Here is a 20416-nt window from a genome sequence, read left to right as displayed (position 1 = left end):
TTTGCAGTGAATGCCATTTCGCCGCATACATTGCGTCTTTGGCTCTGTTGTCAGGCTGAAAGACTGATGCTAAGCGGCGCACAGTTTGTATGGGCGCGTGCCGAAGGGTGCGGTGCCTTGCTTTGTATTTCCGGTCGATTTGGCCGACTCAACCACGGACGACAGAACCTTGGCTGCATCTAAAGTGACACAAGCGAGCGAAGCTGCCCGGCGCTATGCCAGCGCTCTGTTCGACCTTGCTCAGGACAAGGGTGAGCTCGCCAGTGTCCACAAGGATTTTCAGGCTTTTGCAAAGCTCCCGGGAGAGGCTAAAGACCTCGCCACACTGATGGCGTCTCCGGCCTTTTCTGCAGATGAAAAAGTTTCTGGCCTGTCGGCAATCATGAAAAAGGCCGGCTTCTCCGGACTTCTCGTGAATTTCGTGGGCGTAATGGCACGCAATGGCCGTTCTCAGGATATTCTGGGTGCCCAAATCGCCTTTGACGAATTGTATGCGAAACAGCGCGGCGTGAAGCGCGCCGTTGTTCGAACCGCAAAGGAAATGTCTGGTGCCGAGCGCCAGCGTATCGAATCTATCCTCGCAAAGGCCGTTGGCGGCGAGGTCGAATTGTCCAGTGAGGTTGATCCCTCGCTGATCGGCGGCATTCAGCTGCGCATCGGCTCTCAGCTCGTTGACGCAAGCCTTGCTGCCAAACTTGATCGCATGAACACCGCCATGAAGGGAGCATGAGTAGCTCGATGGACATCTCACCAGCAGAAATTTCGGGCATCCTGAAATCGCAGATCGAAAACTTTGGCGTTGAAGCTGAAGTTTCCGATGTCGGTCAGGTTCTGTCAGTTGGCGACGGTATCGCCCGCATCTACGGTCTCGACAGCGTACAGGCTGGCGAAATGGTTGAATTCGACGGCGGCATCAAAGGCATGGCGCTGAACCTTGAAAGCGACAATGTCGGCGTCGTGATTTTCGGCGACGACCGCTCGATCAAGGAAGGCGACACCGTCAAACGTCTCGACGAGATCGTGGCCGCGCCGGTAGGCAAAGGCCTGCTCGGTCGCGTCGTGAACCCGCTGGGTGAGCCAATCGACGGCAAGGGCCCGCTGACCGACGTTGCTGAGCGCGCACGTGTTGACGTAAAGGCCCCGGGCATCATCCCGCGCAAATCCGTTCACGAGCCCATGATGACGGGTATCAAGGCTATTGATGCCATGATCCCGGTTGGCCGCGGTCAGCGCGAACTCGTCATTGGTGATCGCCAGACCGGCAAGACCGCCGTGTGCATCGACACCATCCTGAACCAGAAGCCGACCAATGATGCCGCCAAGAGCGAAAGCGAAAAGCTGTTCTGTGTGTATGTCGCTATCGGTCAGAAGCGTTCTACCGTGGCCCAGGTCGTCAAGACACTCGAAGAGCGCGGCGCCCTCGACTACACGATCGTCGTCTCCGCAACGGCTTCCGAGCCGGCTCCGCTCCAGTACCTTGCACCCTTCACCGGCTGCGCCATGGGTGAGTGGTTCCGCGACAACGGCATGCATGCCCTGATCATTTATGATGACCTGTCCAAGCAGGCTGTGGCGTATCGCCAGATGTCCCTGCTGTTGCGTCGTCCTCCAGGTCGCGAAGCTTATCCGGGCGACGTGTTCTACCTTCACAGCCGCCTGCTTGAGCGCGCCGCCAAAATGGGCGATGCGGCTGGCAACGGCTCCCTGACGGCCCTGCCAATCATTGAAACCCAGGCCAACGACGTGTCGGCCTACATCCCGACGAACGTGATCTCTATCACCGATGGCCAGATCTTCCTTGAAACGGACCTATTCTATCAGGGTATCCGCCCAGCTGTGAACGTCGGCCTGTCGGTGTCCCGTGTGGGGTCCGCTGCTCAGACCAAGGCGATGAAGAAGGTCGCCGGTTCGATGAAGGGTGAACTCGCCCAGTATCGCGAAATGGCTGCCTTTGCGAAATTCGGCTCTGACCTCGACGCCGCAACTCAGCGCCTGCTGAACCGTGGTGCGCGTCTGACCGAGCTCCTGAAGCAGCCACAATACTCGCCGTTGCTGATGGAAGAACAGGTCTTCGTGATCTATGCCGGTACACGCGGCTATCTCGACAAGGTCGAGCTGAAAGACGTCACCCGGTACGAGAAAGAGCTGCTTGCTCACATTCGCGGTGCCAAGACGGATCTCTTGTCGAAAATTCGTGAGGAGAAAGCCCTCACGGACGACATCGAAGCCGGCATCAAAAAGACGCTCGACGACTTCACGGCGAAATTCGCCTGATATCACCCGCAGATTGAGAACGAAGAACCAGAAGGCCTGACATGCCCAGCTTGAAGGACCTCAAGAACCGGATCAGCAGCGTGAAATCCACGCGCAAGATCACGAAGGCCATGCAGATGGTCGCGGCAGCAAAGCTGAAGCGGGCGCAAGACGCCGCGACAGCTGCGCGGCCCTATGCCGAACGCATGGCCTCGGTTCTGGCCAACCTCTCAGCTTCGGCTGGCGCGGGCGGACCAAAACTCCTGACCGGAACCGGTGAGGACAAGACTCACCTGATCGTCGTGCTGACGGCGGAACGTGGCCTTGCCGGCGGCTTCAACACCTATGTTGTAAAACTTGCCAAGCAAAAAATTGGTGAGCTACGCGCCGAGGGTAAAACCGTGAAAATTCTCACGGTGGGCAAGAAGGGCCGCGAACAGCTGTCCCGCGAATATGGCGACCTCATCGTCAACCATATTGATTTGTCCGGCGTTAAGGGCGGGGACTTCTCGGAGTCCGCCATTAGCCTCGGAAAGTTGCTGACCCATGAATTCGAAGCAGGTGAGTTCGACGTCGCCACGTTGGTCTATTCCCAATTCGTAAACGTGCTCAGCCAGCTTCCGACGGCTCAACAATTGATCCCGGCGTCTGCGCCAGAGGATGCAGAAACGGTCGATCTCGGCAATGCACTCTATATCTATGAGCCATCCGAAGAAGCCATTCTCGAGACACTGTTGCCGCGCTACATCAATACGCAGATCCTGTCTGCGATACTGGAAAGCGCTGCTGGCGAACAAGCCAGCCGCATGACGGCGATGGACAATGCTACCAACAATGCCGGCGAGATGATCGACTCGCTGTCGATGGAATATAACCGCGCCCGCCAAGCCCAGATCACGAAGGAGTTGATTGAGATCATCTCCGGAGCTGAGGCACTCTAAATGGCCAAGACTGTATCCATATACCCGCTCCAAAGGAGACGACCCGCATGAGCACTCCCGCAAACGCTAAAGGCCGCGTGTCCCAGGTTATCGGTGCTGTTGTCGACGTCGAATTCGACGGCGAACTGCCCGCCATCCTCAACGCGCTCGAAACCGACAATAATGGCAACCGCCTGATGCTTGAGGTTGCCCAGCACCTCGGCCAGAACACGGTCCGCACCATCGCCATGGACTCCTCTGAGGGGCTCGTGCGCGGTCAGGCAGTTGCCGATACCGGCGCTCCAATCATGGTTCCCGTCGGCCCGGCCACACTCGGCCGCATCATGAACGTGATCGGTGAGCCGATCGACGAACGCGGCGCGGTAGATACAGACATGCGCCGCTCGATCCACGCAGAAGCGCCTGAATTCGTCGACCAATCGACCGAATCCGAAGTGCTCGTCACCGGTATCAAGGTCATCGACCTGCTCTGCCCATACGTGAAGGGCGGCAAGATTGGCCTGTTCGGCGGTGCCGGTGTGGGCAAGACGGTTCTGATCATGGAACTGATCAATAACATCGCGAAACTGTTCGGTGGCTACTCGGTGTTCGCCGGTGTCGGTGAACGGACCCGCGAAGGAAACGACCTGTACCACGAGATGATCGAATCCAAGGTTATCAACCTGGAAGGCGAGAGCCGGATCGCACTGGTCTACGGTCAGATGAACGAGCCTCCGGGCGCGCGTGCCCGTATCGCCCTCACGGGCCTCTGCCAGGCTGAATACTTCCGCGATGAAGAGGGCAAGGACGTTCTGTTCTTCGTCGACAACATCTTCCGCTTCACCCAGGCCGGCGCTGAGGTGTCCGCACTTCTGGGCCGTATCCCGTCCGCTGTGGGCTACCAGCCCACGCTGGCAACCGACATGGGTATGCTGCAGGAACGCATTACCTCGACGAACAAGGGGTCGATCACCTCGGTTCAGGCCGTGTACGTGCCGGCCGATGACCTTACCGACCCTGCGCCTGCCACATCGTTTGCCCACCTTGATGCGACCACGGTTCTAAACCGCGCGATCTCTGAAAAGGGCATCTACCCCGCTGTGGACCCGCTGGACTCCACCAGCCGTATCCTTGACCCGATGGTCGTCGGCGAAGACCACTACAACGTGGCGCGCGGCGTGCAGGAAATCCTGCAGCGCTACAAGGAACTGCAGGACATCATCGCCATCCTCGGCATGGACGAACTGTCGGAAGACGACAAACTGGCCGTGGCTCGCGCCCGTAAGGTTGAGCGCTTCCTGTCGCAGCCGTTCGATGTGGCTGAAATCTTCACCGGTTCGCCGGGCGTGCAGGTGAAACTCGAAGACACGATCACGGCATTCAAAGGCCTGATCGCGGGCGAGTATGACCATCTGCCAGAGCAGGCCTTCTACATGGTCGGCAATATCGATGAGGCGAAAGCCAAAGCTGAAAAGATGCTGGCTGACGCCTAAGCGATAACGGACAGGGACGAATGGCCAACAAACTCCACTTCTCACTCGTATCTCCCGCCAGAGAACTTTTCTCCGGCGAGGTGGATCACGTGATTGCCCCCGGCTCGGAAGGTGAGTTCGGCGTGCTCGCAAACCATGCTCCGTTCATGACCACGCTCAAGAATGGCGTTGTTCGTGTTCTGGAAGGCGACACTGTCAAGATGCGCATCTTTGTGCGTGGTGGTTTTGCCGATGTGACGGCCGAAGGCCTGACCATTCTGGCGGAAGAAGCCCGCATGCTGGACAAGCTGAAAGTCGAGGATGTCCAGAAGGAGCTCGACGAGACGCTTTTGAAAATCCAGTCGCTGGATAAGGGCGACAGCGCCAAGCTCGCATTGCAAGAGCACTACGATTATCTCGAAAGCCTCAAGGCGGCGATGGTTCACTAACCGAACCGACAGTTAGGCAAACAGGAACGCCGCCCTTTCGGGGCGGCGTTCTGCGTTTTGGGAGTGGTAGATCGTCTGATCAGCCCTGGGCTGGGCGTTCTTCCGGTAACTGCGTTGCGGCGTGTTGGAGAAACTTCGCCAACTTTTCAGCGGTCTCGGCCCCCTGAACGGCGATACGTCGATGCGCGATGTATGTCGGCACACCGCTTATGCCCATTTGCTGGAACAGGGCTTCTTCGTTGCGGACATTCTCGACGTCGGCATCGGTGGGCATCAATTCAGCGACAATGGATGGGTCGAGATTGATCTCACGCGCAATGTCGACCAGTACCTCGGTCTCTCCAATGTCACGTCCATCGGAGAAGTATGCCTTGAAAAGCGCTTCCTTGGCTTCTGCACCCTTCTGCTGACCCTGTGCCCAGCGCACAAGGCGGTGCGCATTGAAACTGTTCGGGCGGCGCGTGATCCGGTCGAACTGGTAAGGGATGCCTTCTTCCTGTCCGTATTGGATCAGGGCGTCACGCATGGTGTTGGCGCGATCCCTTCCGGAATCAGAGCCGAACTTCTCCTTCATATGCGCCTTGTAGTCGACGCCTTCGACAGGAATTGTCGGGTCCAGTTCAAAAGGACGGAAGATCAGTTCCACGTCCAGTTCCGGGACCAGTTTGATTGCGTCGTCCATCCTGCGCTTGCCAAGCCAACACCAGGGGCAAACCAGGTCCGATACCATTTCGATTACAAGTGTCATGCGACCAATCTAGGTATGCATCTGCCCAGACGCAAATAACGTGTCAGTCAGAACTCAGAACTTCCCGCGCAATTCGCAGGATTTCGCGAACAAGCAGGTCCAGGTCAGAGCGCCGGGTCCGGTGGTTTGTGATGTTCACGCGGATCGCCACGCGCCCATTTATCTTCGTGGTCGAAGGTGCGGCTATACCTTGCAGTTGCAGCTGGACGACAATCTCCGCGTTCAGCTCGTCCAATTCTGTATCGGACAGGTCTTCGCGCAGATATCGAAAGCAACAAATCTGCATTGAGACAGGAAGCAGCAACTCCAGTTCAGGTGTGGTCCGAACCAGTTCGCCCAGATAAGCGGCTTGGTCGCAGTTCTGAGTGATCAGCCTGCCAAGCTTGGCTTCACCATGCTCGGCGATCTGCGCCCAGACTTTAAGCGCCCGAAACCCGCGCGATAATTCTGGCCCGAGTTCAACCGGCCAAGTACCACCCGCGGCCAGCCCGCGGTCTGCTGATTTGAGATAATCCGGACGGTCTGAGAAAGTTTTCAAGTGCGTCTGGCCCGAGCGGATCAGGATGCAACCTGCATCGTAATTCACGTGAAGCCATTTATGAAAATCGAAAGCAATTGAGTCCGCACGCTCCAGCCCGTTCAGATGCGGACGCAACCGGTCGCTCAATATGCCGAGTGCACCGAATGCGCCATCAACATGGAACCACAGGTCTTCTGCTTCCGACATTTCCGCCAGCGCGGCGAGGTCGTCGACGGTACCTGCATTCACCGAGCCGCACGTGCCTGCGACCAGAAAGGGCTCGAATCCTGCTGCGCGATCTGCTGTTATCGCCTCCTGCAACGCCGAGACATCGATTTGATGTGCTGGCGTAACCGGGATCTTGCGCAATGCAGCGGTGCCTAGGCCGAGCAAGTCGAATGCCCGCGCAATGCAGGCATGGGCTTCACTGGATGTGTAGCCGACCAGTCTGTGTGTCCCCATGCCTTCGGCGCGACTGTGAAAGTCGAGATGGGCATCACGTGCGGCCTTCAGTGCAATGATGGTCGCCATTGATGTGCCTGAAACGATCAGGCCGCTCGCATCCTGCGGAAAAGAGAAGAGACGCTTGCACCACTCTATCAGTTGGCGCTCCACCTCAATCGCACCATGATTGCGACCGCCAGTATTCGCGTTGATCGCCGCTGTGATAATATCTGCAACCAGATTGGACGGTGTGCCTGCCCCATGCACCCAGCCGAAGAAGCGCGGATGCGTGTTTCCGACACCATATGGCAGCAACTCCCGCATAATAGAGTCTACACTTTCCGGCGGCAGGCCGGTTTCCGAAAGACTGAAAGCGTCTTTCATATCCTCGGGAGGCGGCGTCCAGACTCTGCCTTCGCGCGTATGCTCCATCTTATCGACGGCAGTGTCGACCATGGCATGCAACCGCTTGCGAAAGGTATTCCAGTCAGATGGATCCAGGCTGTCTTCGGAAAATGGCGGCGGCGTTTGGTCATAAGAGGTCATACTCTTCGATCTCGCCTTTTTGCTGCGGAGACAACGGGGTCGGACAGGGGCGAGCGCATGCGTCGCACCTTGAAGGGGTCAAGGTGCTGAGGGCGCGTCTTCGTCCGGTCCAATCACGCCTTCGCGCTTTAGGGCTCTGAGGGCTGCACTCGCAAACCAAGTCTCACCAGATTCTGAAGGAGACGGGCGTGCATGTTTCATCTCGAACCCGAAGGGCAGGCTCATCGTGGAAGGAGGACCGTCTGGAACAAGCTCATGGTCAGCAAATAGCGAACTCTGTGTCGGCTCCGGTGCCATGGCGGACAGGGCGAAGCCAAATGCAACAAGGGCGCCCGCCCAGACGTTGGATTTGAACACGGCAAGCGCGGCTTGCTCACGGCTCGACTTCAGTCGCACTGACTGCCAGACGCCGTGAGCGAGGAATAACAACGCGGTCAGCGCGCCTATTCGACCGGCCTCATTCATGGCAGCTGCGAGGGCGATAAGCGCCGCTGCGCCGAGGTGGAAGCAGAAGCTGATCAGTACAGCCCGCTTGCCGAAGAGGCGCGCGGTGGACCGGACACCAATCAGGGCGTCGTCTTCACGATCCTGAAGCGCGTAGATGGTATCATAAGCGATCGTCCACAGTATCAGGCCAGCATACAGCACGATGACGGGAAAGCTGACATGGGATGCAACGGCCGCGCCAACCAGGACCCCCCAATTGAACGTCAGGCCCAACCAGGCTTGAGGCCACCAGGTCACGCGCTTCATATAGGGGTATGCGACGACCAGCGGTATCGATAGTAGCGCGACGAATTTTGCGTCCAATGGCAACAGGAGCCAGACAGTAAATCCGATCAGAAGTTGGGCTCCGAGAAAATAGTAGGCTTGTTTTAGCGTGACCGCGCCGGATGGAAGTGGTCGTAGTGCTGTGCGGCTCACGCTGGCGTCAAAGTTCCGATCCGTTATGTCGTTCCATGTGCAGCCTGCTCCACGCATGGCTACCGCGCCGAGCAGGAACAGGATCGCCCAGACGAGATCAAAAACATAAACGCCCGTAATCAATCGCTGGAATGCCAGACCAATCAAGCATGGCAGATAGAGCAACCAGATGCCCACCGGCCGGTCCCACCGGGCCAGCATGGCATAGGGTTGCCAGCCAAGCGGCAGGCCAGACAGCCATCCGGGCAGGGCGCTATCGGCTGGAATCGTGCGTGTGTCGTCCATCGCAGCGGCTTATACCGAAATTCTGTGTTTCAAACAGCCACAGACAAGCACGAGGCGAATAGTGCCAGAAAATCCCTCTGGCGCTAACGCAGTCTGGTTCAGGCGATGAACACGGTCTTGCGGTTTACGAAGGCCTTGATGCCGTCAGCGGCCAGTTCTCGCCCATAGCCGGACTGTTTGATCCCCCCGAACGGCATCCGAGGATCAGATGAGACCATCGCGTTGACGAACGTGGCACCAGCCTCCAATTCGCTGACGGCCTGATCCATTTCGACTTTATCTTGCGTGAAAATGACTGATCCAAGTCCGAAAATACTGTGGTTTGCGCGGCCGATGGCCTCGTCCAGGTCATTCACTTTCCAGAGATTGGCGACTGGTCCGAACATTTCCTCGTCGGCTGACGGGCTGCCCTCTGGAGCGCCGATAACTATGCATGGATCAAACCAGTTTCCGGTATCGGGCAGGGTGTTGCCCGCATGGAAAACGGTGGCCCCAGCCTTGACCGACTTTTCGACCTGTTCGACGAGCTCATCGCGAATGGACGCGGTAGCAAGAGGTCCAATATGGGTCCCGTCCTCGGTTGGGTCGCCGACTTTGAGGTTTTTGAAGCGAGCCTCAAAGCCGCTCTTGAACGCGTCATAAACGTCGGCGTGGACGAAAAAACGCTTTGCGGCGATGCAGGACTGACCATTGTTCTGGGTCCGGGCTTTGACGGCTGTGTCGAGTGCTTTTTCGAGGTCAGCGGAGGGCATGACGATAAATGCGTCGGATCCACCAAGTTCGAGAAGGGAGGGCTTGATGGCCTTGCCCGCAGTTGCTGCAACCGCTCCACCTGCAGAGCCGGAGCCTGTGAGTGAAACGCCTTTTACGCGATCATCCTTGATAACACTTTCGACGTGTTTTGAACCGATCAGGAGCGTCTGGAACGCGCCTCGCGGAAAGCCTGCTTCCACGAAGACTTCTTCGATGTTGAGGGCTGAGCGGAACACGTTGGATGCATGTTTCAGCAGGCCCGTATTGCCCGCCATCAGGATCGGGGCAGCGAAGCGAAACACCTGCCAGAAGGGAAAATTCCAAGGCATGACTGCGAGGATCACACCGAGCGGAAGGAGGCGGACATAGGCTTTTGTGCCGCTGCTCTCGATCGGTTCGTCGGCAAGGTAGGTGGCGGCCCGTTCTGCATAGTGCCGGCACACCCAGGCGCACTTGTTCACCTCGGCTCTGGCCTGACCGAGAGGTTTGCCCATTTCGGCGGTCATGTCAGCGGCGTAACGGTCAGCATTGGCTTCCAATACGTCCGCCGCCTTCAACATCAGCCCGGCGCGATATTCGAAGCTCGTCTTGCGCCAGTCAGCAAAGCACTCGTCCGCGTCTCTTATGGCGGTTGCTACTTGTGCTGGAGTGTGGGGTGTAAATTCCTCGATGACTGTGTCATTCGCCGGATTTACGGATTTGATAGTCTGGTCCGCCATGATCACCTCGTGCTGAGTTTCCTGCTGATAGAAGGTATGTCGTACATATGAGTTCAATACCGCGACTTTTTGTGTCGGCCCTTCTCGAGCCTTCTGTACCACTCCGGTTGGAAGAGGACGCGTCAAAATATCTGATGCGGGTCATGCGTTTATCTCCGGGTGACCGGCTTCGTACATTCAATGGCCTCAACGGAGAGTGGTTGTGCGAGCTCGGGCCCCCTGAGGGCAAGACGGCCATTATCATCCCGGTCGAGCAAACGCGCGAACAGATGAGCGCAGACACACCCCATCTCGCATTGTTGTTTGCGCCAGTGAAAAAGGCGGAAACTGACTTCATCGTCGAGAAAGCAACCGAACTTGGTGCCCGCTCCATTCATCCTGTGATCACGCAGTTCACGCAAACTCGAACTGTCCGGCTGGATCGCTTCAACAAGATTGCCCTCGAGGCTGCGGAACAAACTGAACGGCTTGATCTGCCGGAAATTTCTGACCTCGTGGTTCTGGAAGAAGCGCTTGCTCAACTGGACGACGACACGGCGCTAATCTTCTGTGATGAAGCTGGTGAGGACGAGTCCAAGCCTTGGGGCGGGGAGTTCGGACGGGCAGGCGCCGCTCTTTCGGTGCTGGACTCCCTGAAAGATCGCAGTGCAGCGATCCTTATCGGCCCTGAAGGTGGATTCAGCCAGGATGAACGCCAATTCCTGCGTGCGCGTGCGGATACTTATCCTATTAGCCTTGGCCCCAGAATTTTAAGGGCGGAAACGGCGGTCGTCTCGGCGCTCACCCTTTGGCAAGCGGTGTGTGGTGACTGGACCTAGAAGGGCCACCGCTTCATGGGCTTCGGTACGGCACTTTCCCATCGACGTTGCCACTCAAGCGTAATCCCGATGCGATGTTCCAGCTTGCCGTCCCAGTGAGCGTTCAGCCCAACGGCCTTCAGCGTATCGAAGATTTCCTGGCCAATCTGGAGGAACACCGCGTCCGCCGTATTATTTGAGGCTCCGTAGCTGAGATAGAGATTGCCGGATTCGACCGCGCTTTCCGTGTCCTGCTGGTGAAAGAAGACGTAGCCGCGTGCCCGACGGCCATAGGCTTCGAACTCCTCAATTTCGAGATTGATCTCCGCAGCTCCGCATGTGCCGCAGCACGTGAAATTCTGTCGGGCGACAATATCCTTGTCATCCAGCATGTCGAAGGCGAGTTCCAGACGGTCGAAGTCTGTCAGCACCGGCCACTTGGTCTGCTCTGACTGCACGGCCTCGATTTCCTGAATCAGCGCGGACCGAATCTCGGATTGCCGGTCACGCTCTGAAATAGGCGACTCGAACTCCTCGGTCAGATCCAGAAGGATTTCCTCGATTTCCTCGACGGGTTCATAGCCACCACGCACATGGATGCGTGCCCAGACTTTGAGGTCATCGCGTTCTTCTGTGGTAAATCGCGTCATCAGTCTCACCTGCGGGAATAAACGAACTTGTGAGAATAACCCGGTTGGCGCTCGAGCGAAACATCCCTATGTGCACTCACAGCAAGAGTTTGAGGGGAGGCCTCCATTGTGACCACGCCGACGTCGGATATCGACGAAAACTCCCAGCGTATCTCGGGGAAATCCGAGCTGGTCGAGTATTTCGAGGCTGGCAACAAGCCGAAAGCAGATTGGCGCATTGGGACTGAACATGAGAAGTTCGGCTTTCTGCGCGATGGTTTGCGCCCGCTTCCCTACGAAGGTGAGGCCTCCGTTCTGGCAATTCTGGAAGGCCTGCGCGACCGGTTTGATTGGCAGCCAATCGTCGAAGGCGGCAAGCTGATTGGTCTGAAGAAGGATGGCGCAAGCGTATCTTTGGAGCCGGGCGGTCAGTTCGAGCTGTCGGGTGCGCCACTCGAAACCATGCACCAGACCTGTAATGAAGTGGGCTCGCATTTGCGCGAAGTCCGAGACATTGCCGATCCGCTGGGCGTTGCTTTCATGGGCCTCGGTGCGAGCCCGGTCTGGAGTCTCGCCGAAACGCCGGTGATGCCCAAAGGCCGCTACCGCATCATGATGGACTATATGGACAAGGTCGGCCGTCTAGGACGGCAGATGATGTTTCGCACATGTACGGTTCAGGCCAATCTCGACTTTGCCTCCGAAGCGGACATGGTGAAGAAGTTCCGCGTCTCGCTGGCGCTACAGCCGCTCGGCACGGCGCTGTTTGCGAACTCGCCCTTCATGGAAGGTCGCCCGAACGGCTTCCTGTCCTACCGGTCGCAAATCTGGACTGACACAGATCCCGACCGTACGGGCATGCTGCCCTTCGTGTTCGAGGACGGGTTCGGATTCGAACGTTACGTGGATTATGCGTTGGACGTGCCGATGTATTTCGTCCGGCGCGGCGGCAAATACCTAGACGCAAGCGGTCTCTCTTTCCGCGACTTCATGGATGGGAAACTGCCCATTCTGCCCGGCGAGAAGCCGGCGATGGACGATTTCGCGGACCATCTCTCGACGATCTTCCCTGAAGTCCGTCTCAAGCAATTTCTGGAGATGCGCGGTTCTGATGGAGGTCCATGGAGTCATCTATGTGCATTTTCCGCCTTCTGGACCGGATTGCTGTATTGCTCAGAAAGTCTGGATGCCTGCTGGGACCTGGTGAAGTCTTGGTCAGATGCGGAACGCGAATCGATGCGGCAGGGAGTACGTACGCTAGGCCTGCGTACGCCTGTGCCGGGTGGCCGCACCATGCAGGACCTCGCGCTTGGCGTGCTGGACATTTCCCGGGCCGGTCTGAAACGTCGCGCAAATCTTTCTGTGTCGGGCGATGATGAAACGGGCTATCTCAGTGAACTTGATGAGATCGCGCGGACAGGACTCACGCCCGCCGAGCGCCTTCTCGAAAAATATCATGGCGAGTGGCAGGGCGATCTGAGCCGCATTTTCGTCGATCAGGCCTATTAGGGGAATAAATTCCCTCATCCGGGCTTCTCAATTGGCACAAGCTGCCTTGAGAGCTAGGCGTTTGCGTGGTCAAACTACCGGTTCGTAAGAATTTCCGGGGAGTTGAACGCGTGACAGACATCACTGCGAATGGTGCAGCGGGCAAACCCCGCGATACCTCATTTTTCGGCCATCCTAAGGGGTTGGCCATTTTGTTCTTTACCGAGATGTGGGAGCGTTTTTCCTATTACGGGATGCGCGGCCTGCTGGTCTTGTACCTGACCCAGCATTTCCTCTTCTCGGATGAGAAGTCGTCGATCATGTACGGGGCCTATACGGCGCTCGTTTATGTCATGACGATTATCGGCGGGACACTGGCCGACCGATACCTCGGCCAGCGCAAGGCGGTGACCTTTGGAGCGATCCTGCTCTGCCTCGGTCATTTCGGCATGGCGTTCGAGGGCAGTGGCTCAAAGGAATATGTGGTCACGGGTGGCTCCGAGATCGAGATCCAGCATGAGGGCCGCGGTGACCAACGCCAGCTGTTTGTGGACATGGATGGAGAAACCCGCCGGATCGTTTTCGAGCAGGGCAGTGGGGATCTGCAGATTCTGGAAAGCGCTGATGATGCCAAAGAGCCGACTGCGGCGGTCTATCAGCAGATCGCAAAAGACGCCTACACGACACGGATCGAGCAGCAGGAACTCTATACAAACATCCTGTTTCTCTCGCTGGCTTTCATCATTGCAGGCGTTGGCTATTTGAAGGCCAACATCTCCACGATTGTGGGCGCGATCTATGAGTTTGACGATCCGCGGCGGGATTCCGGATTCAGCCTCTTCTATATGGGCATCAATCTCGGCTCGCTACTCTCATCTCTGAGCTGCGGCATCATTGGCATCCTCTGGGGCTGGAAATACGGCTTCGGACTTGCTGGTATCGGTATGCTGGCGGGTCTGCTCGTTTTTCTTTGGGGCCAGAAATACCTGGATGGAAAAGCTGAGCCGCCGAACCCGGAAGCGTTGAAGAAATCCTTCCTCGGCCCGATCAATGTCGAGATGGCTTGCTATCTTGCCGGCGCCCTCGTGATCGGTGTGGCCATGCTGCTCGTCATGAATGCTGAAGTGATTCCCGACTGGTTTGTCGGCTCACTTGGTATTGCCATCTTCGTTGGTCTCGTGGGGTATTCCTTCATGCAGCTTCAGGGGACCGAGCGGAAACGCATGTTTGCGGCGATCTACTTCGTGCTGGCGCAGATTCCATTCTGGGCCCTGTTCGAGCAGGCTGGCTCATCGCTGACCCTGTTTACGGACCGTCTGGTCGACAAGGAAATGTTTGGGATCAACGTGCCGACGCCGGTCTTCCAGTTCCTGAACGCGGGCTACATCGTCATCTTCGCCCCGATCTTTGCCTGGATGTGGATTGCCCTGTCCAAGCGGAAAATGGAGCCGTCGACGCCGGTGAAATTCGCGATTGGTGTGTTCCTAGCAGGCCTTGGTTTCCTTTCCCTGGTTGGGGGCATCGGCATGTCCGGCGCCGGGATGACCGCTGTTGGATTCATCTTCCTGATCTATTGGGTCCACACGATGGGCGAATTGATGGTGTCGCCGGTTGGCCTGTCGGCGGTAACAAAGCTGGCACCGGCGCGTGTGGTCGGCATGACGATGGGGGCATGGTTCCTCTATTCCGGACTGTCGAATTATCTCGCGGGCGTGATTGCCCGCACAACCGGCGCCGAGACTATCGGTGGCCAGATCACGGACGTTGCGGCGGCGAAGGCCACCTATGTCAGTGTCTATGCGAATGTCGGCTATGTCGCGATGGGAATTGGCGTCTTCATGCTGCTCATCTCGCCGATCATCAAAAGCTGGATGAAGGGTAGCGAGTTGCCGGCAGAATCTTCCATGGTTTCTGACGAGATGTTCTAGTCATTATTCTGTGAGCAAACAAAAAGGGCGGCTTCCGTGGGGAGCCGCCCTTTTCTTTCGTGGTCCTGTTTTGCGGATCAGCGATCCGGCGGCAGGAACTGGTCCGTCGGCAGGCCGCGCTTGATCCAGCCCTCGCCAATTCCTTCCAACCCGGCCATGCCTTCGGCAATCTTGTAGATGTCTGCAAATCCAGCCGCTTCCAGTTGTGCTGCCGCCAGAGTGGAGCGGTTGCCCGCCCGGCAGATGACGGCGACAGGGTAGTCGAGATCTCCCAGAACCGCACCGCGCGCCTGAGCCAGAAAATCCACGTCTTTCACATTGGCGCCCACGCTGTCGCGCGGCATGCCGGTCATCGCCCATTCGGACGGAGTGCGCACGTCCAGCAGAATAAGTTCTCCGCGCTGGACGAGGGTGTGGGCAGCGTCTGCGGACAGGGTTTGCACATCGGCGGAGGCGGGCAGGGCAAGCGCGAAAACTGCTGACGCTGCGGACAGGATAAATGAAACCGGACGGGCCATAGGAAACTCAACTCTAACTTCACCGCATTGAGCCAAGACTCAATTATGGCGGCAAAGTGTCAAAGGGCGCGGTTCATCGCAAGTCCGATTACCCAAGATGACGGCAAATTTAGCCAGCACCGCCTACAGTCAGGGCACCTACTTTGAGCGTTGGCTGGCCCACACCCACAGGTACGGACTGCCCGGCCTTGCCGCAGACCCCCACGCCATCATCCATGGCGAAGTCGTTGCCGATCATGGTGACATCCTGAAGTACAGTCGGGCCGTGGCCGATCAGGGTCGCATTCTTGACCGGTGCAATGACTTTTCCGTTCTCGACGAGATAGGCTTCGGTGCACTGGAACACGAAATTTCCGGACGTGATATCAACCTGGCCGCCGCCGAAATCCACGGCCCACAGGCCGCGTTTGATGGAGCCGACGATTTCGTCCGGGTCCTTGTCGCCGCCCAGCATCACGGTGTTGGTCATGCGCGGCATGGTGGCGGATTCATAGCTTTCGCGGCGGCCATTGCCGGTCGGGGCCTGACCCATAAGGCGCGCATTCATCCGGTCCTGCATATAGCCTTTCAAAATGCCGTCTTCGATCAAAACGGTCTTCTGGGTCGGCGTACCCTCATCATCAAAGGAGAGTGAGCCCCGGCGGCGTTCGATGCTGCCATCATCAATAATGGTGACACCCTTGGCAGCGACCTGCTCACCAATGCGACCGGAGTAAACGCTTGTGCCTTTGCGATTGAAGTCACCCTCAAGGCCATGACCTACCGCTTCATGCAATAGAACGGCCGGCCAGCCTGGCCCAAGCACGACTTCCATCTGTCCGGCAGGCGTGGGGATGGATTGGAGATTCACAGACGCCTTCTTCACGGCGCGCTGGACCATCGCCTTCCAGCGATCCGGTTGGATCCAATCTTCATAAGCAGCACGGCCACCGGCACCGGCGCCAGCCGATTCGCGGCGTCCGTTTTCTTCCAGTGTCACCGAGACGTTCAAACGAACGAGCGGCCGGACTTCCGAGAAGACTGCACCGTCCGGGCGAACAATGTCGATTTCCTTGTGACTGCCCGCGAGCGAGACTGAGACCTGAACCACGCGCGGGTCATAGGCGCGTGCCCAAGCATCGATTTCAGCCAGCAGGCCGGTTTTCAAGGAGAAGTCTGGCGCAGAGGTTGGATCAATCGGGTCGTAGAGCCGACGATTTGTTGGAGTCGGTCCAGTCGCGAGATGGCCTGAATAGCCGCGCTTGGCTTGCGAGGCTGTTTCGCCCGCGCGGCGAATCGCGTCCAGCGACAATTCGGAAGCATAGCCGGAGCCGGTCGTCTCACCGGCGACGACTCGAAGACCGAAGCCCTGATCGGTATCAAACGCGGCGGACTTCAGCCGCCCGTCATCAAATACGAAGCTTTCTGATCGGGAGCGCTCAACAAAAAGGTCACCATCGTCGGCGCCTTTTGCGGCGTCGGACAGGATTTCAGAAGCCTTGGTCAGGTCGAAGGGCAGGGATGTCTGTGTCATCTTGAATAGATGCGTGACACCCCGGCGCGTCGCAAGGGCAAAGGCGCAGAAACCCGTTCCTGATCAGTTCGTGCTGACCTCGAAGCGTGACAGCTGCCATTCGGCCAACTCCCAATCAGGCTTCAATTCCAACGCTCTGCGAAAGTCGTAATAGGCGCCTTCCACATCATCCAGTTTTTCCTTTGCCAGCGCGCGATTGTAGTAGGCGGCGTGCAAATCGTTTGAACCATATACGATGGCCTGGTCCAGGGATTGGAGCGCCTTGTCATACGCTTCGATGAATATATAGGCTGCGCCCTCATTAAGGTAGGTTTCGCCAGTGTCAGGGCTGATGCGCTTGGACTTCTCATAGTCGGAAAGCGCTTTCTCGTAGAGCCCGGCGCGCATGTAGAGCACGCCGCGATTCGTGTATGTGGCGGCGCGATTGCTTAGCTTCATCGCTTCATGCTGGATCGCCCGGGTGCAGATTTCAGCGCCTTCTCGTGGAGATACGGATCCAAACTTCGCGGCTTCATAGCAGTCCTCGGCAATTCCTCCCCCGAGTACCAATACCTGAGCGTTGGCGGGTCCGACGCCCAGTCCGAGCAGAAGGAAGGCGGTAAGAATTGAGTTTTTCATTGTTTTTGACCTTTCATTTCACGTGCCGGTCGTAGGGAGAACATACCACAGATCGAAGGCATCGCCGACAACCTGCGACAATATTGAGCGCGTAAAGTGGTAGGTTGCGGCTATCACGTATTGTAGATAGAGGGACACAGATTCCAATGAGACGAGGATAACTTCGTGCGACACCTTATTGCCGCCTTGTGCGCTGCCGTCATGGCCGGTCCGGCGCTGGCATTCGTTCCTCAAGACGGTGCGCTGGGTTTCCAGCCTGCCGCAACGCGCATTGCAGAGCGCATTCACACCTTCCACCACTTCGTTCTGATCATCATCGTCTTGATCACTCTGCTGGTGCTTGGCCTGCTGATGTGGATCATCTTGCGTCACAATCGCAAGGCCAATCCGGTGCCGAAGAAGTTCAGCCATAACACGCTGATTGAAATCATCTGGACGGTTGTTCCGGCGCTCATCCTCGTTGCAATCGCGAGCCAGTCTTTCCCGAACCTGTATTATCAGGACGTGGTTCCCAACCTTCAGCAAATTACCGATAAGTCGGATGCGATGATTGCTGACGGCAAGACGGCTCAGCATGAGCGCTTCGCCAAGGACTATTTCCCGGAAGCAGCTGAAAAAGGCTTCGTGAACGTCAAGGCGCAGGGCAACCAGTGGAACTGGACCTACACTTATCCGGACCTGATTGATGATTCGGGTTACCCGCTGGAATTCGTTTCCAACCCGGTTCATGTTGGTGTTTCGACAGATGGCGACAACTATGCCGCGGCAACAGGCCGTACCGATTTCGCGTCCAAGCCCAAAAATCTCGCCGTCGATTACCCGATGGTTATCCCGGAAGATCGTTTTGTGCGTTATTACACGGCCGCGGCTGACGTGATCCACTCCTGGACCGTTCCAGCCTTCGGTGTGAAGACGGACGCCGTTCCGGGTCGCCTGAACGAGGGCTGGTTCCTCGTCGAGGAGCCGGGCATCTACTACGGCCAGTGCTCTGAGCTTTGCGGCGTGAACCATGCCTTCATGCCCATTGAAGTGCGCGTGGTCAGCCAGGCGCAATTCGACAGCTGGGCCGAGTTTATGCTCGCGGGTGACTATGAAGCCGCCTATGCGACCGTCGACGTTTTTGCATCCACTGAGCAGGCGACCCAGTTCGCCGCCAAACAGTAATTAGGGAAGAGTGACACGCCATGCCTATGGATGAAGTGGCCATCGACCATCACGACTCACACGATCACAAGCCCGGCTTCTTTACGCGCTGGCTGTTTTCGACCAATCACAAGGACATCGGTACGCTGTACCTGATCTTCGCGCTGATCGCGGGGGTTGTAGGGTACACGCTGTCTGGCCTGATTCGTTGGGAACTTGCTGAGCCGGGTATCGGGGTGATGACACAATTCGTTGCCGGTGAAGGCGACGTGGCCATTCAGAATGCCAAGCATTTCTACAATACGGTGATTACCTATCACGGTCTGATCATGATCTTCTTCATGGTGATGCCGGCGCTCATTGGTGGCTTTGGAAACTGGTTCGTTCCGTTGATGATCGGCGCGCCAGACATGGCCTTCCCACGCATGAACAACATCTCGTTCTGGCTTACAGTTGCAGCTTTTGTGCTTGCCTGTATCTCGATGACGGTTCCAGGCGGACCCGGCGACGGGTTCGGAGGGGGCTGGGTGCTTTATCCGCCGCTGTCGTCCACCACAGGCCATCCCGGCCCGGCAATGGATGTGCTCATCCTGTCGCTGCATACGGCGGGTATCGCGTCGATCCTCGGCGCCATCAACTTCATCGTGACCATTCTGAACATGCGCGCGCCTGGCATGACCATGCACAAGATGCCGCTGTTCGCTTGGGGCGTGCTCATCACGGCCGTCCTGTTGCTGCTGTCGCTGCCGGTGCTTGCTGCCGCGCTGACCATGCTGCTGACCGACCGTAACTTCGGATCGCAATTCTTCGCACCTGCGGGTGGTGGTGACCCGATCATGTTCCAGCATCTGTTCTGGTTCTTTGGTCACCCTGAAGTCTACATCATGATCCTGCCGGCCTTCGGCATCGTCAGCCACATCGTGTCGACCTTCTCCAAGAAACCGATCTTCGGCTACCTTGGTATGGCCTACGCCATGGTCTCCATCGGGGTGATCGGCTTCGTTGTGTGGGCACACCACATGTACACAGTTGGTATGGATGTGGATCTGAAAGCCTACTTCGTTGCGGCCACGATGGTGATCGCCGTTCCGACGGGTATCAAGATATTCTCTTGGATCGCGACCATGTGGGGCGGGTCCATCGACTTCACGGTCCCGATGCTCTGGGCGATTGGCTTTATCTTCCTCTTCACTGTGGGGGGTGTTACTGGTGTCGTGCTCGCAAACGCTGGTATCGACCATGCCCTGCACGACACCTATTATGTCGTCGCGCACTTCCACTACGTGCTGTCGCTCGGCGCCGTGTTCGGCCTGTTCGCAGGTTGGTACTATTGGTTCGAGAAAATGTTCGGCATCAAGTACAATGGCATGATCGGCGGCCTGCACTTCTGGCTGATGTTCATCGGATCGAACGTCCTGTTCTTCCCGCAGCATTTCCTCGGCCTTCAGGGCATGCCGCGCCGTTACATCGACTATGCTGACGGCTTTGCCACCTGGCACATGTGGTCGTCGATCGGTTACGCGATCACGCTGGTTGCGACGCTGATCTTCTTCGTCGGCCTCGTCGAAGCCATGATCCGCCGCCGCAAGGGTGAAGCCAATCCATGGGGCGAGGGCGCTACGACGCTGGAATGGACGTTGCCTTCGCCGCCACCGTTCCACCAATTCAATGAGCTGCCGCATGTCACCAACAAGGGCGGCCACTAGACTGGCCCCTGTCTGACCTGAATGATGGCCCTGCGACGTGTCG

At 57.5% G+C, this 20416-nt stretch carries 18 protein-coding genes; 10 read left to right on the top strand and 8 right to left on the bottom strand.

From position 1 onward, the window contains the following. The first annotated feature begins 169 nt into the window (after positions 1-169). Genes atpH through B3527_RS02615 form a run of 5 tightly spaced genes read left to right on the top strand, consistent with a single transcriptional unit; the run spans position 170 to position 5094 of the window. Entirely contained in the window at positions 170-730 is a 561-nt protein-coding gene (atpH, locus tag B3527_RS02635; RefSeq protein WP_034815795.1) for an ATP synthase F1 subunit delta, read from the top strand. Between the two features lie 8 nt (positions 731-738). After that, entirely contained in the window at positions 739-2274 is a 1536-nt protein-coding gene (gene atpA, locus B3527_RS02630; protein WP_206993225.1) for a F0F1 ATP synthase subunit alpha, read from the top strand. A gap of 41 nt (positions 2275-2315) precedes the next feature. Then, on the top strand, positions 2316-3194 hold the full coding sequence (locus B3527_RS02625; protein ID WP_290479584.1) for a F0F1 ATP synthase subunit gamma: 879 nt from the start codon (positions 2316-2318) through the stop codon (positions 3192-3194). A gap of 47 nt (positions 3195-3241) precedes the next feature. After that, a complete protein-coding gene (atpD, locus tag B3527_RS02620) occupies positions 3242-4666 on the top strand; it encodes a F0F1 ATP synthase subunit beta (RefSeq protein WP_290479583.1) in 1425 nt (474 codons plus the stop codon). 20 nt (positions 4667-4686) lie between these two features. After that, the gene (locus B3527_RS02615; RefSeq protein WP_206990671.1) at positions 4687-5094 is read left to right on the top strand and encodes a F0F1 ATP synthase subunit epsilon; all 408 of its coding nucleotides are present in this window, start codon (positions 4687-4689) and stop codon (positions 5092-5094) included. Between the two features lie 79 nt (positions 5095-5173). Here the strand turns inward: B3527_RS02615 and B3527_RS02610 are convergent, their stop codons facing one another. The 4 genes from B3527_RS02610 to B3527_RS02595 all read right to left on the bottom strand — a co-directional run bounded on the left by B3527_RS02610 (position 5174) and on the right by B3527_RS02595 (position 10033). Next, positions 5174-5842: a DsbA family oxidoreductase gene (locus B3527_RS02610; protein WP_206990670.1), complete on the bottom strand. Its 669-nt coding sequence runs from the start codon at positions 5840-5842 to the stop codon at positions 5174-5176. A gap of 43 nt (positions 5843-5885) precedes the next feature. Then, on the bottom strand, positions 5886-7352 hold the full coding sequence (locus B3527_RS02605) for a pyridoxal phosphate-dependent decarboxylase family protein (RefSeq protein WP_290479582.1): 1467 nt from the start codon (positions 7350-7352) through the stop codon (positions 5886-5888). Positions 7353-7430: 78 nt separating this feature from the next. Continuing rightward, positions 7431-8561, bottom strand: a complete 1131-nt coding sequence (gene ubiA, locus B3527_RS02600) for a 4-hydroxybenzoate octaprenyltransferase (protein WP_206990668.1) — start codon at positions 8559-8561, stop codon at positions 7431-7433. 98 nt (positions 8562-8659) lie between these two features. Next, positions 8660-10033 (bottom strand): NAD-dependent succinate-semialdehyde dehydrogenase, encoded by a 1374-nt coding sequence (locus B3527_RS02595; RefSeq protein ID WP_290479581.1) that lies wholly within the window; start codon positions 10031-10033, stop codon positions 8660-8662. Positions 10034-10080: 47 nt separating this feature from the next. Here B3527_RS02595 and B3527_RS02590 point away from each other — a divergent pair, with 47 nt between their 5' ends. After that, a complete protein-coding gene (locus B3527_RS02590) occupies positions 10081-10851 on the top strand; it encodes a 16S rRNA (uracil(1498)-N(3))-methyltransferase (RefSeq protein WP_290479580.1) in 771 nt (256 codons plus the stop codon). Here the strand turns inward: B3527_RS02590 and B3527_RS02585 are convergent. Continuing rightward, positions 10848-11480 carry a DUF6891 domain-containing protein gene (locus tag B3527_RS02585; protein WP_206990665.1) on the bottom strand — a complete coding sequence of 211 codons (633 nt, stop codon included), beginning with the start codon at positions 11478-11480 and terminating at the stop codon, positions 10848-10850. The two genes, B3527_RS02590 and B3527_RS02585, sit on opposite strands and share 4 nt — an antisense overlap. A gap of 108 nt (positions 11481-11588) precedes the next feature. Between B3527_RS02585 and B3527_RS02580 the strand changes: the two genes are divergently transcribed. Both B3527_RS02580 and B3527_RS02575 read left to right on the top strand, forming a co-directional pair. Next, entirely contained in the window at positions 11589-12968 is a 1380-nt protein-coding gene (locus tag B3527_RS02580; protein WP_206990664.1) for a glutamate--cysteine ligase, read from the top strand. A 206-nt stretch (positions 12969-13174) separates the two neighbouring features. Further along, a complete protein-coding gene (locus tag B3527_RS02575) occupies positions 13175-14875 on the top strand; it encodes a peptide MFS transporter (protein WP_349677852.1) in 1701 nt (566 codons plus the stop codon). A 77-nt stretch (positions 14876-14952) separates the two neighbouring features. Here the strand turns inward: B3527_RS02575 and B3527_RS02570 are convergent, their stop codons facing one another. From B3527_RS02570 to B3527_RS02560, 3 genes are all read right to left on the bottom strand, one after another. Beyond that, the gene (locus B3527_RS02570) at positions 14953-15393 is read right to left on the bottom strand and encodes a rhodanese-like domain-containing protein (RefSeq protein WP_290479578.1); all 441 of its coding nucleotides are present in this window, start codon (positions 15391-15393) and stop codon (positions 14953-14955) included. A gap of 109 nt (positions 15394-15502) precedes the next feature. Further along, positions 15503-16906, bottom strand: a complete 1404-nt coding sequence (tldD, locus tag B3527_RS02565) for a metalloprotease TldD (RefSeq protein ID WP_206990662.1) — start codon at positions 16904-16906, stop codon at positions 15503-15505. A 63-nt stretch (positions 16907-16969) separates the two neighbouring features. Beyond that, on the bottom strand, positions 16970-17524 hold the full coding sequence (locus tag B3527_RS02560; protein ID WP_206990661.1) for a tetratricopeptide repeat protein: 555 nt from the start codon (positions 17522-17524) through the stop codon (positions 16970-16972). Positions 17525-17689: 165 nt separating this feature from the next. Here B3527_RS02560 and coxB point away from each other — a divergent pair, with 165 nt between their 5' ends. Both coxB and ctaD read left to right on the top strand, forming a co-directional pair. Beyond that, positions 17690-18688, top strand: coding sequence for a cytochrome c oxidase subunit II (gene coxB, locus B3527_RS02555; protein WP_206990660.1), 999 nt, complete (start codon positions 17690-17692; stop codon positions 18686-18688). Between the two features lie 20 nt (positions 18689-18708). Continuing rightward, positions 18709-20373 carry a cytochrome c oxidase subunit I gene (gene ctaD, locus B3527_RS02550; RefSeq protein ID WP_206990659.1) on the top strand — a complete coding sequence of 555 codons (1665 nt, stop codon included), beginning with the start codon at positions 18709-18711 and terminating at the stop codon, positions 20371-20373. Positions 20374-20416 lie beyond the last annotated feature (43 nt).

This window comes from Hyphomonas sp. UBA4505 (assembly GCF_002388685.1).
Taxonomy (GTDB): Bacteria; Pseudomonadota; Alphaproteobacteria; order Caulobacterales; family Hyphomonadaceae; genus Hyphomonas.
Note: the sequence above shows the minus strand (reverse complement) of the source record. Positions and strands in the feature narration are given on the sequence as shown.